This is a genomic window from Pseudomonas sp. GW460-LB5 (assembly GCF_059423245.1).
Genome location: NZ_JBWKXT010000023.1, coordinates 71,427 through 84,655 on the forward strand (window position 1 = coordinate 71,427; position 13,229 = coordinate 84,655).

The following is a 13,229-nucleotide window of genomic DNA, read 5'->3' on the forward strand; positions in this document are numbered from 1 at the left end:
ACTCATGGTCAGCCTTATTCTTCAAATTCCACCATGGCATCACTCACCGCCCCCAGGAAATAGTCCAGCGACGGGCGATCGAACAGCAACTGCAACGCCCTCCCTGTATTCACCACGATCACATTGGTCCGCGCCGCCGAGGTTTGCGCCACGCTGCCCATGGCGAACGCGCCTTCGCGCAAATCCACCCCGCACAGCTTGGCCATCACCGCACTGGCCTGATCTCCAGCTAGTTGCAGCCAGGCATGGCTGTCCTGGCGCGGCAGCAGGTAATTGCGCGCGTTGTCGTCCAGCATCCACTGCGCTTCCAGCGCCGCCACCGGCGCACCGTGGTCGGCGAGGGCGCCCAGCAGTAAATACTCCGTATGCGACAGCCGCGCCACCCAGGCGCCGTCGTCCTGGCGTTCGGCCTTGTTGGGCTGCGCCGGCAGTCGATAGCCATGGGTCTGCAACCAGGCGGCGCTGTCGGCGCCGCGAAACCCCACCCGAGCCACGGCGGTCAGGTCGGTGAGGGTGCAAGGCTGAGCCAACACCGCCTGCGGGCTGCGTTCTTCGAAGCTGTCGGCTTTCAACAGACTGGTCATCACTTACACCTCCTGACGGATATTCTCGGGGTCGTAAAACGGCAATTTCACCACCTGCGCCTGGACGATCTTGCCGCCCTCCACGCGGATCGGGATGTGCATGCCAGGCTTGGCCTGATGGGCACCGGCGTAAGCCAGGCCGATGATCTGCCCCAGGGTTTGCGAGTATTCGCAGGATGTGACGTTGCCGCTGATGTCCGCCCCGTCCAGCACCAGATGCCCCTCCAGCGGCTGTGGGCTGCCCTTGGGCAGAGTGAAGCCGACCAGTTTGCGCTTGAGCGGCTGCGCCTCGAGGATCTCGATCGAGCGCTTGCCGACGAAGAATGGCTTCTTGCGGCCCATGGCCCACTGCATGTCGATCTCCGCCGGGTGGGTCATGCCGTCGGTGTCCTGGCTGATGATCACGTGGCCTTTTTCCAGGCGCAGCAGGCGCTGGGTCTCGACGCCGAACGGGCGAATGCCCAACCCCGCGCCGGCCTGCATCAAGGCATCCCACAGGCGCTCGGCGTGGCGCGCCGGCACGTGCACTTCGTAGCCCAGTTCACCCACAAAGCCGACCCGCAGGATGCGCGCGGCAATACCGGCCACATTGCCCTGGCGTACGCCGAGGTAACGGAAGGCCTCGGCCGACAGGTCCACATCGTCACATACCTTGGCCAGCACCTGGCGTGACAGCGGCCCGGCCAGGTTGACCGCGGCCAGGGCGGCGGTGACGTTGGTGACGTCCACATCCAGGCGCCATTGCGCGTTCCACTTCAGCATCTGCTGGTAGATGCGGTCGACGCCGCTGGTGGTGGCGGTGACGTAGAAGTGCTGCTCGCCCAGCCGGGCGCACACGCCATCATCGATCACCACGCCGTGCTCGTTGGTCATCAGCGCGTAGCGGGTGCGGCCGATGGCCAGCTTGGCGAAGCCGAAGGTGTAAAGGCGCTCCAGCAGTTCGGCGGCGTCGGGGCCGCGCACATCCAGGCCACCGAGGGTGGAAACGTCGATCAGGCCGACCTTCTCGCGCACATGGCGGGCTTCCTCCTGCATGCAGCGTTCGCGTTCCTCGGGCTTGCCATAATAGGCCGGGCGCTGCCAGAGGCCGGCCGGCATCATCTTCGCCCCGGCTTCCAGGTGGCGGCGATGCATCGGTGTTTGCCGGTACGGGTCGAAGGCGCGGCCGGCGACGTGGGCCAGTTTTTCCGCCTGGAACGGTGGCCGGGCGGTGGTCACCCCGGTTTCGCTGATGCTGCGCCCGGTGGCGTGGGCCACCAGGCGGGCGGTCGGCAGCGCCGAGTGGCGGCCCTGGGACGGGCCCATGCCGACCGTGGAAAAGCGCTTGACCAGCTGCACGTCGCGGTAGCCGCTGCGGGTGGCGTTGACGATGTCGCGCACTTGCAGGTCTTCGTCGAAATCGACGAAATCCTTGCCCTTGGGGTGGGGGAAGATTGGCCAGGGGAAGTTGACCTTGGCTTCGGCACTGAACACTGGCTGCACTGGCGCTTCCAGGCCCAGCGCTGCCAGCGCATCGGCAGCCCCGCGAGTGGCGTCAGCCAGCACATTGCCCAGTGCGTGACGGCCGTTCACCGAGCCGGCGATATCCAGCCCGGCCGGCAGGTTGCTGATGGCGAATTCGTCGCGGTTCACATCGTAGGCCAGCTTGCCGCCAGCCTGGCACAGCAACTGGTACACCGGCATGTAGCCTGCCGACATGCACAGCAGGTCGCAGGCCAGGCGCAGGCCATGCGGGCCGACCTTGCCCTGGCCGGTGATCGGGCGAATATCCACGCCACTCACGTGGCGCATGCCCGCTTCGTGCAGGGCTTCGTACACGGTGCTGCCCAGGTGCACGGGTATATCGCGGCGCTTCAGTTCTGCGGCCATTGCGGCATCGGCTGGCGCGGCGCGCATGTCGACCACCGCGGCCACGGCCACGCCTTGCTCCTGCAGGTCGAGGGCGGCGAGGTAGCCGTCATCGTGGCCGGTGAGGATTACCGCGCGCTGGCCCGGCTTGACCGCGTACAGCTTCATCAGCCGCTGCGCGGCGCTGGTCAGCATGACCCCCGGCAGGTCGTTGTTGCGGAACACCACCGGCTGGTCGAACGCACCGGCCGCCACCAGGCAGCGGCTGGCGCGCACCTTGTACAGGCGTTTGTGCTGGATCACCGGCAGGTAGTTGTCGGTGAACCAGCCGTTGCAGGTGGCTTCCAGCAGCACCTGGATGTTCGGGTGGCCCTCGACGGCTGCCAGCAATTCCTGGCGCAGGCCGGTGGCGCGGGTGCCGGCAATGTCGAAGCGGGCGTAGGTGAGCGAGCCGCCAAGCACCGGCTGTTGTTCGATCAGCAACACCTTGGCCCCGGCATTGGCCGCGTCCAGTGCCGCACGCAGGCCCGCCGGGCCAGCGCCGATGACGGCCAGATCGACGAACAGATAGGCCTTGTCGTAATACTGCGGCCTGAAACCGAGGTCGAGCACGCCCAGGCCGGCCTTCTTGCGGATCAGCGGCTCCCACACCTTCCACATGCCCTTGGGCTTGTAGAACGAGCGGTAATAGAAGCCCACCGGCATGAAGCGCGAAAACTTGCCCAGGTAGGCATCGCGGTCGTGCGCCAGGCTACCGTTGAAGTTCTGCCCTTCGACCACCAGGCCATCGCGGGCGGCTTCCAGGTCGGCCAGCACATTGGGCTCGTCCGGCAGCTGCACCAGGGTGTTGGCATCCTGCCCGGCCATGCTCAGCGGACCGCGCGGGCGGTGGTACTTGAACGAGCGCGACAGCAGCCAGCGGCCGCTGCCGAGCAGGGCGCTGGCGATGCTGTCACCGGCAAAGCCCTGGCAGGCCTGGCCGTCGAACTGGAAGTGCAGGGGCCGCTCGCGGTCGATCAGCAGGCCCATGGGTGCGGGGAGGCGAGTGTGGCTGTTCATCCGGCAATCTCCGGGGTGGCGGCGGGGGTGAAGTCGACGCGGCGGTCGAACAGTTCTTTCGGGTCGAAGGTGCGCAGCACCTGGTCGCTCACCGTGTGGCGTTCGGCCAGGAACCAGTAGCTGGAGGCGTTGTGCAGCCACCATTCGGTCACCACCCCGGCCAGGTTGTCGCTGTTGAACACATAGTCGGCCCATTCGGCGTCGCTGCAGTTGGCCGGGTCGGGCATGTGCCTGAATTCGCCGCCGTAGGTGAACTCGCTGATATTGCGCGGGCCGTTCAAGGGGCAGGTCAGGATCTTCATCGTCGTCGCTCCTTAGTGGCTGGCCGCGGTAGCGCCCATTTCGTTGACTTGCTGGAAGCGGCTGAAGCGCTCCAGGGCAAAGGGTGCGATCAGTTCCGGTACCTTGCCGCCACTGGCGACCAGCTCGGCCATGGTCTTGCCGCAGATCGGCGTGGCCTTGAAACCCCAGGTGCCCCAGCCGGCGTCCAGGTAATAGTTGTGCACCGGCGACAGGCCCATGATCGGGCTGTAGTCCGGTGTCATGTCGGTGATCCCGGCCCATTGGCGCATCAGCTTGGCGTTGGCCATGAACGGGAACATCTCGATGGCGTGGGCCAGCAGGCTTTCCTTGAGGTCGAGGGTGGAGCGGGTGTTGTACAGCGGGTAGGGGTCGGAGCCGCCGCCAAAGACGATCTCGCCACGGCTGGTCTGCTGCACGTAGCAGTGCAGCGCCGACGAGCTGACCAGCGGATCGAGGAACGGCTTGAACGGCTGGGTGACCATGGCCTGCAGCGGGTAGGTATGGATCGGCGCACGGATGCCGGCCTTGGCCATCAGCAGCGAACTGGCCCCGGCCACGGCCTGCACCACGCAACCGCACTGCACGGTGCCACGGTTGGTCTTCACTGCCTCGATGCGGCCATTGCGGATCAGCAGGTCCTGCACTTCGGTCAGATGGTGGATCTCGACGCCGCGCTTGGCCGCCTGCTTGGCGTAGCCCCAGGCCACTGCGTCGTGGCGCGCGGTGGCGCCGTCGATGTGCCACAGGCCGGCCAGCACTGGCAGGTGGCCCGGGTCCAGGTTCAGGCTTGGCACCAGTTCGCGGATCTGCTGGCGGTCGATCATTTCCGTGCGGCCACCGAAGTGCCTGTTGACCTCGGCGCGCTGGCGGAAGGCGCGCACGGTGGCGTCGGTATGCGCAAGGGTGAGCTGGCCGCGCTCGGAATACATGATGTTGAAGTCGAACTCGTTCGACAGGTTCTGGAACATGCGCACCGATTCTGCGTAAAAGCGCACACCCTCACTGGTGAGGTAGTTGGAGCGGATCACCGCAGTGTTGCGTGCAGTGTTGCCGCCACCGAGATAGGCCTTTTCCAGCACGGCGACATTGGTGATGCCGTGGTACTTGGCCAGGTAGTAGGCGATGGCCACGCCGTGGCCGCCGCCGCCGATGATCACCACGTCATAGCGTGGCTTGAGGTCGCACGGTGGTGGCAGGTCGACCTCCACCGGGTAGTCGGCGCTCAGGCCGTATTTCAGCAGGGCGAAAGGCATGGGGTGCGCTCCTGGTGGGCGGCCTGTTGTTGCAGGTCGAGGGCGAGCAGGGTGTTTTTCATCAGGTAGGCGATGGTCATCGGGCCGACCCCGCCGGGCACCGGGGTGATGCCGGCCACCTGGGGCAGTGCGGCGGCGAAGTCGACATCGCCGACCAGGCGGCTGTGGCCGCCTTCGTCGATGCGGTTGATACCGACATCGATCACCACCGCGCCGGGCTTGAGCCAGTCGGCACCAATCAGCCGCGGCTTGCCCACTGCGGCCACCAGGATGTCGGCCTGGCGACACAACGCCGGCAGGTCGCGGCTGCGCGAGTGCACCACGGTCACCGTGCAGTCGGCCTGCAGCAGCAGGGCGGCCATGGGCTTGCCGACGATGTTCGAGCGGCCGACCACCACCGCATGCTTGCCGCGCAGCTCGCCACAGGCATCGCGCAGCAGGCGCATGCAGCCGCTGGGCGTGCACGGGGTGAGCACATCGCGGCCCTGGGCCAGGCCGCCGACGTTCTCGCTGTGGAAACCGTCCACATCCTTCAGTGGGCTGATCGCCTGGAGAATGCGGTGTTCGTCGATATGGACCGGCAACGGCAATTGCACGAGGATGCCGTTGACCTCGGCGTCGCGGTTGAGGCGGTCGATCAAGGCCAGCAGCTCGGCCTGGCTGGTGTTGGCGGGCAGGCGATGCTCCAGCGAGCGGATGCCCACCTCTTCGGCACGCAGCACCTTGTTGCGCACGTACACCTGGCTGGCAGCGTCGGCGCCCACCAGCACCACCGCCAGGCCCGGCTGCACGCCGCCCTGGCGCAGTTCCTGCACTTGCTCGCGTACCTCGGCCAGCACCCGCGCCGCGGTGGCCTTGCCGTCGATCAGCTTGATACCGGGAATGGCGTTCATTTGAAGATCACCGTGCGGTCGTGGTTGAGGAACACTCGGTGCTCCAAGTGGTACTTGACCGCGCGGGACAGGGCGATGGTTTCGGTGTCCCGGCCGATCGCCACCAGGTCGTCGGGCGTGTAGGCATGGTCCACGCGTTGTACTTCCTGTTCGATGATCGGGCCTTCGTCGAGGTCGCTGGTGACGTAGTGTGCGGTGGCGCCGATCAGCTTCACCCCGCGCTGGTACGCCTGGTGGTAGGGCTTGGCGCCCTTGAAGCCGGGCAGGAACGAGTGGTGGATGTTGATCGCCTTGCCGCTGAGCTGGCGGCACAGGTCGTCGGACAAAATCTGCATGTAGCGGGCCAGTACCACGAGCTCCGTGCCGGTGTCCTCGACGATGCGCATCAGCGCCGCTTCCTGGTCGGCCTTGGTTTCTTTAGTCACCGGCAGGTAGACGAAGCGAATTCCCTGACGCTCGGCCATGGCGCGCAGGTCGAGGTGGTTGGACACCACGGCGGTGATTGTCATGTCCAGCTCGCCCTTGGCGTGGCGGTACAGCAGGTCGCTCAGGCAATGGTCGAACTTGCTCACCATCAGCAGCACGCGCATGGGCTTGGCGCTGCTGTGCAAGCTCCAGTCCATGTCAAAACGCCCGGCCACATCGGCAAAACCCGCTTCCAGTTGCGGGGTGTCACCGCTCACGCCAGTGTTGTAGCGGAACACCGCACGCATGAAGAAGCGGCCGTTGTCCTCGTCGTCGAACTGCGCCATTTCGCTGATGTAGCAACCGTGCTCGGCCAGGTAGGTGGTCACCGCGGCGACGATGCCGGACACGGCCGGGCAGCTGACGCGCAGGATGAAATGGTCGGGAGCGGGGTGCATGAAAGTGTCCTCGTGGCGGGGAGAGTAGGGCAGGTCTGGCACAAGGGCGAAAGGGGATGATGCTATGTTATTTCTTCGTAGGAATATAAATTTCCTTTTGCGGATTTATAGGCGAAGTGGTGGCGTGGGTCTAGCGGTTTGTGAAATTTTTTTGCTTGAGAGGAAAGTTGGAGGGTGAGCAGGGTGGTGTCAGTTCACTATTGGCACGGCCCTTGGGCAGCGGCTTCAAGGCCGCTCCCAAAGAATCACCTGTGCTTCGGTTGTGCTGTACCTGCGGGGGCCTAATTGCCGGCGATGAGGGCGGCGGGAGATTTGCGCGTCAGTCGCTGCCGTAATTCATGATCGACAACAACCGTATCGGCACTTGCACCAGCTTCTCCGGCCCGTGGGGCGTTTCACCGTCGAACGTCAGGCTGTCGCCGGCTTTCATCGGGTACAACTGGTTGCCATGTCGATACACCAGCTCGCCCTCCAGCAAGTGCAGGAACTCCGTTCCGGGGTGGGCAAAGGTTGGAAACTCTTCACTCGCATCGTCCATGCTCACCATATACGCCTCGAAGTTTTTCTTCGGCCCTCGGGTGTGGTTCAACAGCTGGTAGGTATGGCCTTTCTCTGTGCCGCGGCGCACCACTTCCAGCCCTTCACCGGCCTTTACCAGCAAGGCGTTGCCGTCGGGTTGGTCGTACTGACTGAACAGCTTGGCCATGGGCATGCCCAGCACGTCGCACAGGCGGCTGAGGGTGTCGAGGCTGGTGGACACCTGGGCGTTTTCGATCTTGCTCAACATGCCCTGGCTGATGCCGGCGATACGGGCCACGTCGGCCAGCTTCAAGGATTGCGCCTGGCGCTGGCGCTTGATCTGCATGCCCAGGTACTGCTCCAGGCGTAGGCGCGGTTCGTTCTCGGTCGACATTCGGTGTCCTGCACGGTTTCAGTTCAAGAATAATATTTTCGCACCTGGAAAGTGCGTGAGTTTCCTTATGTGAAAGGGAGTTTCCCATAATTCAACGGGAAATGCTTGGGGGGCCAATGGTTCTATCGCCGGCAAGCCAGCTCCTACGGGGTTTGCGTGACCTGGAGGAGCCGGCTTACGGCGATCAAGGCGATCCAGTGGCAAAGTTGGCAAGGCAGTTGCATTCCTGTGGTGAAAGTAAGTTTCCTTATCTGAAATTTATCCAGGCCAACCTTGCTGTGCCCTAACCCAGGAGTGATCAACCCATGTTGCCAGCAGAAACCCAGCGCACCCTCGATCAGCACGGCATCAAGTACGTGCTGGCGCAGTTCGTCGATATCCATGGCTCGGCGAAGACCAAATCGGTGCCGGTCTCGGGCCTGAAGATGGTGGCCGAGGAGGGCGCCGGCTTTGCTGGGTTCGCCATCTGCGGCATGGGCATGGAACCGCACGGCCCCGACTTCATGGCTCGTGGCGACCTTTCCACCTTGATCCCGGTACCGTGGCAGCCGGGTTACGGCCGGGTGGTATGTGTAGGCCACGTAAATGGCCAGCCTTGGCCCTACGACAGCCGCTACGTGTTGCAGCAGCAGGTGCAGCGCCTGGCCGACAAAGGCTGGACCCTGAACACTGGCCTTGAGCCCGAATTCAGCCTGTTCCGCCGCGACGAGGATGGCAAGCTGCAACTGGTGGACGCGTCCGACAACCTCGACAAGCCGTGCTACGACTACAAGGGCCTGTCGCGCTCGCGGCTGTTCCTCGAACGCCTGACTGAGGCGTTGCAGCCGGTGGGCTTCGACATCTACCAGATCGACCACGAGGACGCCAACGGCCAGTTCGAGATCAACTACACCTACAGCGACGCCATGGAGTCGGCCGACCGCTTCACCTTCTTCCGCATGGCCGCCGGCGAGATCGCCAACGACCTGGGGATGATCTGCTCGTTCATGCCCAAGCCCGACCCCAAGCGCGCCGGCAATGGCATGCACTTCCACCTGTCGCTGGCCAGCAGCACCAACAAGAACCTGTTCCATGACCCGTCCGACAGCAGCGGCATGGGCCTGTCGAAGCTGGCCTACCACTTTGCCGCAGGCCTGCTGGCCCATGGCCCGGCGCTGTGCGCCTTCGCCGCGCCCACGGTCAACTCGTACAAGCGCCTGGTAGTCGGCCGCTCGCTATCCGGCGCCACCTGGGCCCCGGCGTTTGTCGCCTACGGCGCCAACAACCGCTCGGCGATGGTGCGCATCCCCTATGGCCGCCTGGAGTTCCGCCTGCCGGACGCTGGCTGCAACCCGTACTTGGTCACCGCCGCGATCATCGCTGCCGGCCTCGATGGCATCGACCGTCAGCTGGAGCCGGGCGAGATCTGCAACGAGAACCTCTACAACCTGAGCCTGGAAGAGATTGCCGCACGCGGCATCAAGACCTTGCCGCAATCGTTGAAGGAAGCCGCCGATGCCCTGGAGGCCGACCCGCTGTTCCGCGAAGTGCTGGGCGCCGAGATCGTCGACGAGTTCATCAAGCTCAAGCGCATGGAGTGGGTGGAGTACTGCCGCCATGTCTCCGACTGGGAAATCCAGCGTTACACCGAATTTTTCTGACCGCCCCCAATCCCTTGGGCGGCCAGCACGAAGGCGGTCGCCCACTGCCTAGTAAGGAGCATCACCATGTGTGGAATCGTAGGTCTGTACCTTAAAAAACCTGAGCTGGAAACCCAGCTTGGCAAGCTCTTCGAACCCATGCTCGAAGCCATGACCGACCGTGGCCCGGACAGCGCCGGCTTTGCCATCTACGGCGACGAAGTGGCCGATGGCTGGGTCAAGCTGACCCTGCAGGCTACTGACATCAACTACCCCTGGGTGACCCTGATGGGCCAGCTGGAAGGGCGCCTGGGCTGCTCGCTGGATTGGTTCCAGAACGCCAGCGCCGCCGTGCTCAAGGTGCACACCCGCGAGGCGTTGGCCCGCCAGGCCCTCAGCGAACTGGCCCCTGACGTGCGCATCATGAGCGCCGGGCAGAGCATCGAGATCCTCAAGGGCATGGGCCTGCCGGCGGAAATCTCCAGCCGCTTCGGCCTGGTCGGCATGAAAGGCAGCCACATCATCGGCCATACCCGCATGGCCACCGAAAGCGCCGTGACCATGGAAGGCAGCCATCCGTTCTCCACCGGCGCCGACCTGTGCCTGGTGCATAACGGCTCGCTGTCCAACCACTTCCGCCTGCGCCAGGAGCTCAAGCGCGAAGGCATCAGCTTCGAGACCGACAACGACACCGAAGTGGCCGCCGGCTACCTTACCTGGCGCCTGCAGCAGGGAGACAGCCTGGCCCAGGCCCTGGATGGCGCCTTGGAAGACCTGGACGGCTTCTTCACCTTCGCCATCGGCACCCGCAACGGCTTTGCCGTGATCCGCGACCCGATCGCCTGCAAGCCCGCCGTGCTGGCCGAGACCGACGACTACGTGGCCATGGCCTCGGAGTACCAGGCGCTGGCCAGCCTGCCGGGCATCGAGAACGCCAAGGTCTGGGAACCGGCCCCGGCCACCCTGTACGTCTGGGAACGCGAAAGCGCCTGACCTGCCACCGAACCACTGGAGAACCACATGAAGACGATCGACCTTTCCAGCACCTCGGTGCGTGTCCTCAATCAGTCCTTGCACGGTGAGGTGCAGGACCACGAATGGCGGGTGACCCACCCCGACGGCAAGCACAACCTGGCCGTGGGCATCAACGCCGCCGTGGCCGTGGATATCGAAGGCCACGCCGGCTACTACTGCGCCGGCATGAACCAGCAGGCCAGTGTCACCGTGCATGGCAACGTCGGTGTCGGCGTGGCCGAAAACATGATGTCCGGCTCGGTGCGGGTCAAGGGCAGCGCCTCCCAGGCCGCCGGCGCCACCGCCCATGGCGGGCTGCTGGTGATCGAGGGCGACGCCGGCGCGCGTTGCGGTATTTCCATGAAGGGCGTGGATATCGTCGTCGGCGGCAGCATTGGCCACATGAGCTGCTTCATGGGCCAGGCCGGGCGTTTGGTGGTGTGTGGTGATGCCGGCGATGCGCTGGGCGATTCGCTGTACGAGGTGCGTATCTACGTCAAGGGTTCGGTGCAGTCGCTGGGCTCGGACTGCATCGAGAAAGAGATGCGCGCCGAGCACCTGCAAGAGCTGCAGGAACTGCTGAACAAGGCCGGCCTGGACCACAAGGCCGCCGATTTCAAACGCTACGGCTCGGCTCGCCAGCTGTACAACTTCAAAGTCGACAACGCCAGCGCGTACTGATCCAGGAGCATTCCCATGAGCGAGCAATTCCCCCCGGTACTGCGTGAGTCGGCCACCTTCGACCGCCTGACCATCCAGGAAATCCAGCGTGCCGCCGAAACCGGCATCTACGACATCCGCGGCGGTGGCACCAAGCGCCGCGTGCCGCACTTCGACGACCTGCTGCTGCTCGGTGCCAGCGTGTCGCGCTACCCGCTGGAAGGCTACCGCGAGAAATGCGGCACCGATGTGCTGCTTGGCACCCGCTTCGCCAAGAAGCCGATCCACCTGAAAATTCCGGTGACCATCGCCGGCATGAGTTTCGGCGCGCTGTCGGCCAACGCCAAGGAGGCCCTGGGCCGTGGCGCGACCATTGCCGGCACCAGCACCACCACCGGCGACGGCGGCATGACCCCGGAAGAACGCGGCCAGTCGCAGCACCTGGTGTACCAGTACCTGCCGTCGCGCTATGGCATGAACCCCGATGACCTGCGCAAGGCCGACGCCATCGAAATCGTCCTCGGCCAGGGCGCCAAGCCGGGCGGTGGCGGCATGCTGCTGGGCATGAAGGTCACCGAGCGCGTGGCCGGCATGCGCACCTTGCCGATCGGCGTCGACCAGCGCAGCGCCTGCCGCCACCCGGACTGGACCGGCCCGGATGACCTGGCGATCAAGATTGCCGAGATCCGCGAGATCACCGACTGGGAGAAACCGATCTACGTGAAGATCGGCGCCAGCCGCCCGTACTACGACGTCAAGCTGGCGGTGAAGGCGGGTGCCGACGTGATTGTCCTCGACGGCATGCAGGGCGGTACTGCCGCGACTCAGGAAGTGTTCATCGAACACGTCGGCATCCCGATCCTGCCGGCCATTCCACAGGCGGTGCAGGCGTTGCAGGAGATGGGCATGCACCGCAAGGTGCAGCTGATCGTCTCCGGTGGCATCCGCAACGGTGCCGATGTGGCCAAGGCCATGGCCCTGGGTGCTGATGCCGTGGCCATCGGCACGGCGGCGCTGATTGCCCTGGGCGACAACCACCCGCGGCTGGACGCTGAGTTGAAGAAGATCGGCTCGGCCGCCGGGTTCTACGACGACTGGCAGAACGGCCGCGACCCGGCCGGCATCACCACCCAAGACCCCGAGCTGGCCAAGCGCCTGAACCCGGAAGAGGCTGGTCGGCGCCTAGCCAACTACCTGCGAGTGCTGGTGCTGGAAGCGCAGACCATGGCCCGTGCCTGCGGCAAGTCGCACCTGCACAACCTCGATCCTGAGGATTTGGTGGCGTTGACCGTTGAGGCAGCGGCCATGGCTCGGGTGCCGCTGGCGGGCACCGCGTGGGTGCCAGGTCAGGCGCAGTACTGACAGCCCAGCCCCGTCTCTGTAGGAGCCGGCTTGCCGGCGATAGGGCCACCGGCCGCGCCACAGCTTGAGGGCCGTGGAATGCAGGCCCGGCCCGCATCGCCGGTAAGCCGGCTCCTATCTTGTCCCGATCACACAGGAGTGCCCCGCATGAAGCTGTCTCTCGCTGTTGTGTTGTCCTTGCTCGCTACCCAGGCCAGTGCCGCCGAACCCAGCCTCGATACCGGCAACACCGCCTGGATGATCTGCGCGGCGATGTTCGTTCTGATGATGTGCATCCCGGGCCTGGCGCTGTTCTACGGCGGCATGGTGCGAGCCAAGAACCTGCTGTCGGTGTTCACCCAGCTGTTCGCCGTGGCCGGTGTTATCGGTATCCTCTGGGTGCTGTTCGGCTACAGCCTGGTGGTCAGCACCGAAGGCATGGTAGAGGGCAAGCTGACCCTCAACAGCTTTATCGGCGGCCTGAGCAAGGCGCTGATGCTCAACATCGGCCACGACAGCCTGGTGGGGACCATCCCCGAAGGTGTCTTCGCCGTGTTCCAGCTGACCTTTGCCATCATCACTCCGGCGCTGATCGCCGGCGGCTTTGCCGAGCGCATGAAATTCAGCGCCTCGCTGCTGTTCATGGGCGCCTGGTTCGTGCTGGTGTACGCGCCCATCGCGCACATGGTCTGGGGCGGTCCGGGGGCTTTGATGGTCAACTGGGGCGTGCTCGATTTTGCCGGCGGTACCGCCGTGCATATCAATTCCGGCGTGGCGGCCCTGGCTGCTGCACTGATGCTCGGCAAGCGCAAGGGCTATCCGCAGATGGCCATGCCGCCGCACAACCTCGGCTTCACCTTAGTGGGGGCGGGCCTTTTG

Annotated in this window: 12 protein-coding genes; 5 read left to right on the forward strand and 7 right to left on the reverse strand. The window is 64.9% G+C overall.

What is annotated here, in order from left to right; all coding sequences use genetic code 11:
• Nucleotides 1-14: 14 nt before the first annotated feature.
• The 7 genes from AC07XM_RS15735 to AC07XM_RS15765 form a co-directional block, all read right to left on the reverse strand.
• Entirely contained in the window at nt 15-584 is a 570-nt protein-coding gene (locus AC07XM_RS15735) for a sarcosine oxidase subunit gamma (protein ID WP_102689166.1), read from the reverse strand.
• A gap of 3 nt (nt 585-587) precedes the next feature.
• Nucleotides 588-3,491, reverse strand: coding sequence for a 2Fe-2S iron-sulfur cluster-binding protein (locus tag AC07XM_RS15740; RefSeq protein WP_102689165.1), 2,904 nt, complete (start codon nt 3,489-3,491; stop codon nt 588-590).
• Complete coding sequence (locus AC07XM_RS15745) at nt 3,488-3,793, reverse strand: sarcosine oxidase subunit delta (protein WP_102689164.1); 306 nt, start codon at nt 3,791-3,793, stop codon at nt 3,488-3,490. The genes AC07XM_RS15740 and AC07XM_RS15745 overlap by 4 nt, the downstream gene beginning before the upstream one ends.
• A 12-nt stretch (nt 3,794-3,805) precedes the next feature.
• The gene (locus AC07XM_RS15750; RefSeq protein WP_102689163.1) at nt 3,806-5,047 is read right to left on the reverse strand and encodes an FAD-dependent oxidoreductase; all 1,242 of its coding nucleotides are present in this window, start codon (nt 5,045-5,047) and stop codon (nt 3,806-3,808) included.
• Nucleotides 5,029-5,940, reverse strand: coding sequence for a bifunctional methylenetetrahydrofolate dehydrogenase/methenyltetrahydrofolate cyclohydrolase FolD (gene folD, locus AC07XM_RS15755; protein ID WP_102689162.1), 912 nt, complete (start codon nt 5,938-5,940; stop codon nt 5,029-5,031). The genes AC07XM_RS15750 and folD overlap by 19 nt, the downstream gene beginning before the upstream one ends.
• Nucleotides 5,937-6,803 carry a formyltetrahydrofolate deformylase gene (gene purU / locus AC07XM_RS15760; protein WP_102689161.1) on the reverse strand — a complete coding sequence of 289 codons (867 nt, stop codon included), beginning with the start codon at nt 6,801-6,803 and terminating at the stop codon, nt 5,937-5,939. Before purU ends, folD begins: the two co-directional genes overlap by 4 nt.
• Before the next feature lie 319 nt (nt 6,804-7,122).
• Nucleotides 7,123-7,716 (reverse strand): helix-turn-helix domain-containing protein, encoded by a 594-nt coding sequence (locus AC07XM_RS15765; protein ID WP_102689160.1) that lies wholly within the window; start codon nt 7,714-7,716, stop codon nt 7,123-7,125.
• 305 nt (nt 7,717-8,021) lie between these two features.
• Between AC07XM_RS15765 and glnT the strand changes: the two genes are divergently transcribed.
• The 5 genes from glnT to AC07XM_RS15790 all read left to right on the forward strand — a co-directional run.
• Nucleotides 8,022-9,356: a type III glutamate--ammonia ligase gene (gene glnT / locus AC07XM_RS15770; RefSeq protein ID WP_102689159.1), complete on the forward strand. Its 1,335-nt coding sequence runs from the start codon at nt 8,022-8,024 to the stop codon at nt 9,354-9,356.
• 66 nt (nt 9,357-9,422) lie between these two features.
• A complete protein-coding gene (locus AC07XM_RS15775) occupies nt 9,423-10,328 on the forward strand; it encodes a class II glutamine amidotransferase (RefSeq protein WP_102689158.1) in 906 nt (301 codons plus the stop codon).
• Nucleotides 10,329-10,355: 27 nt separating this feature from the next.
• Nucleotides 10,356-11,030: a GltB/FmdC/FwdC-like GXGXG domain-containing protein gene (locus AC07XM_RS15780; protein WP_102689157.1), complete on the forward strand. Its 675-nt coding sequence runs from the start codon at nt 10,356-10,358 to the stop codon at nt 11,028-11,030.
• Between the two features lie 15 nt (nt 11,031-11,045).
• Nucleotides 11,046-12,371 carry an FMN-binding glutamate synthase family protein gene (locus tag AC07XM_RS15785; RefSeq protein ID WP_102689156.1) on the forward strand — a complete coding sequence of 442 codons (1,326 nt, stop codon included), beginning with the start codon at nt 11,046-11,048 and terminating at the stop codon, nt 12,369-12,371.
• A gap of 147 nt (nt 12,372-12,518) precedes the next feature.
• Nucleotides 12,519-13,229: ammonium transporter (locus AC07XM_RS15790; RefSeq protein ID WP_146026079.1), on the forward strand; the 711-nt coding region annotated here is incomplete at its 3' end.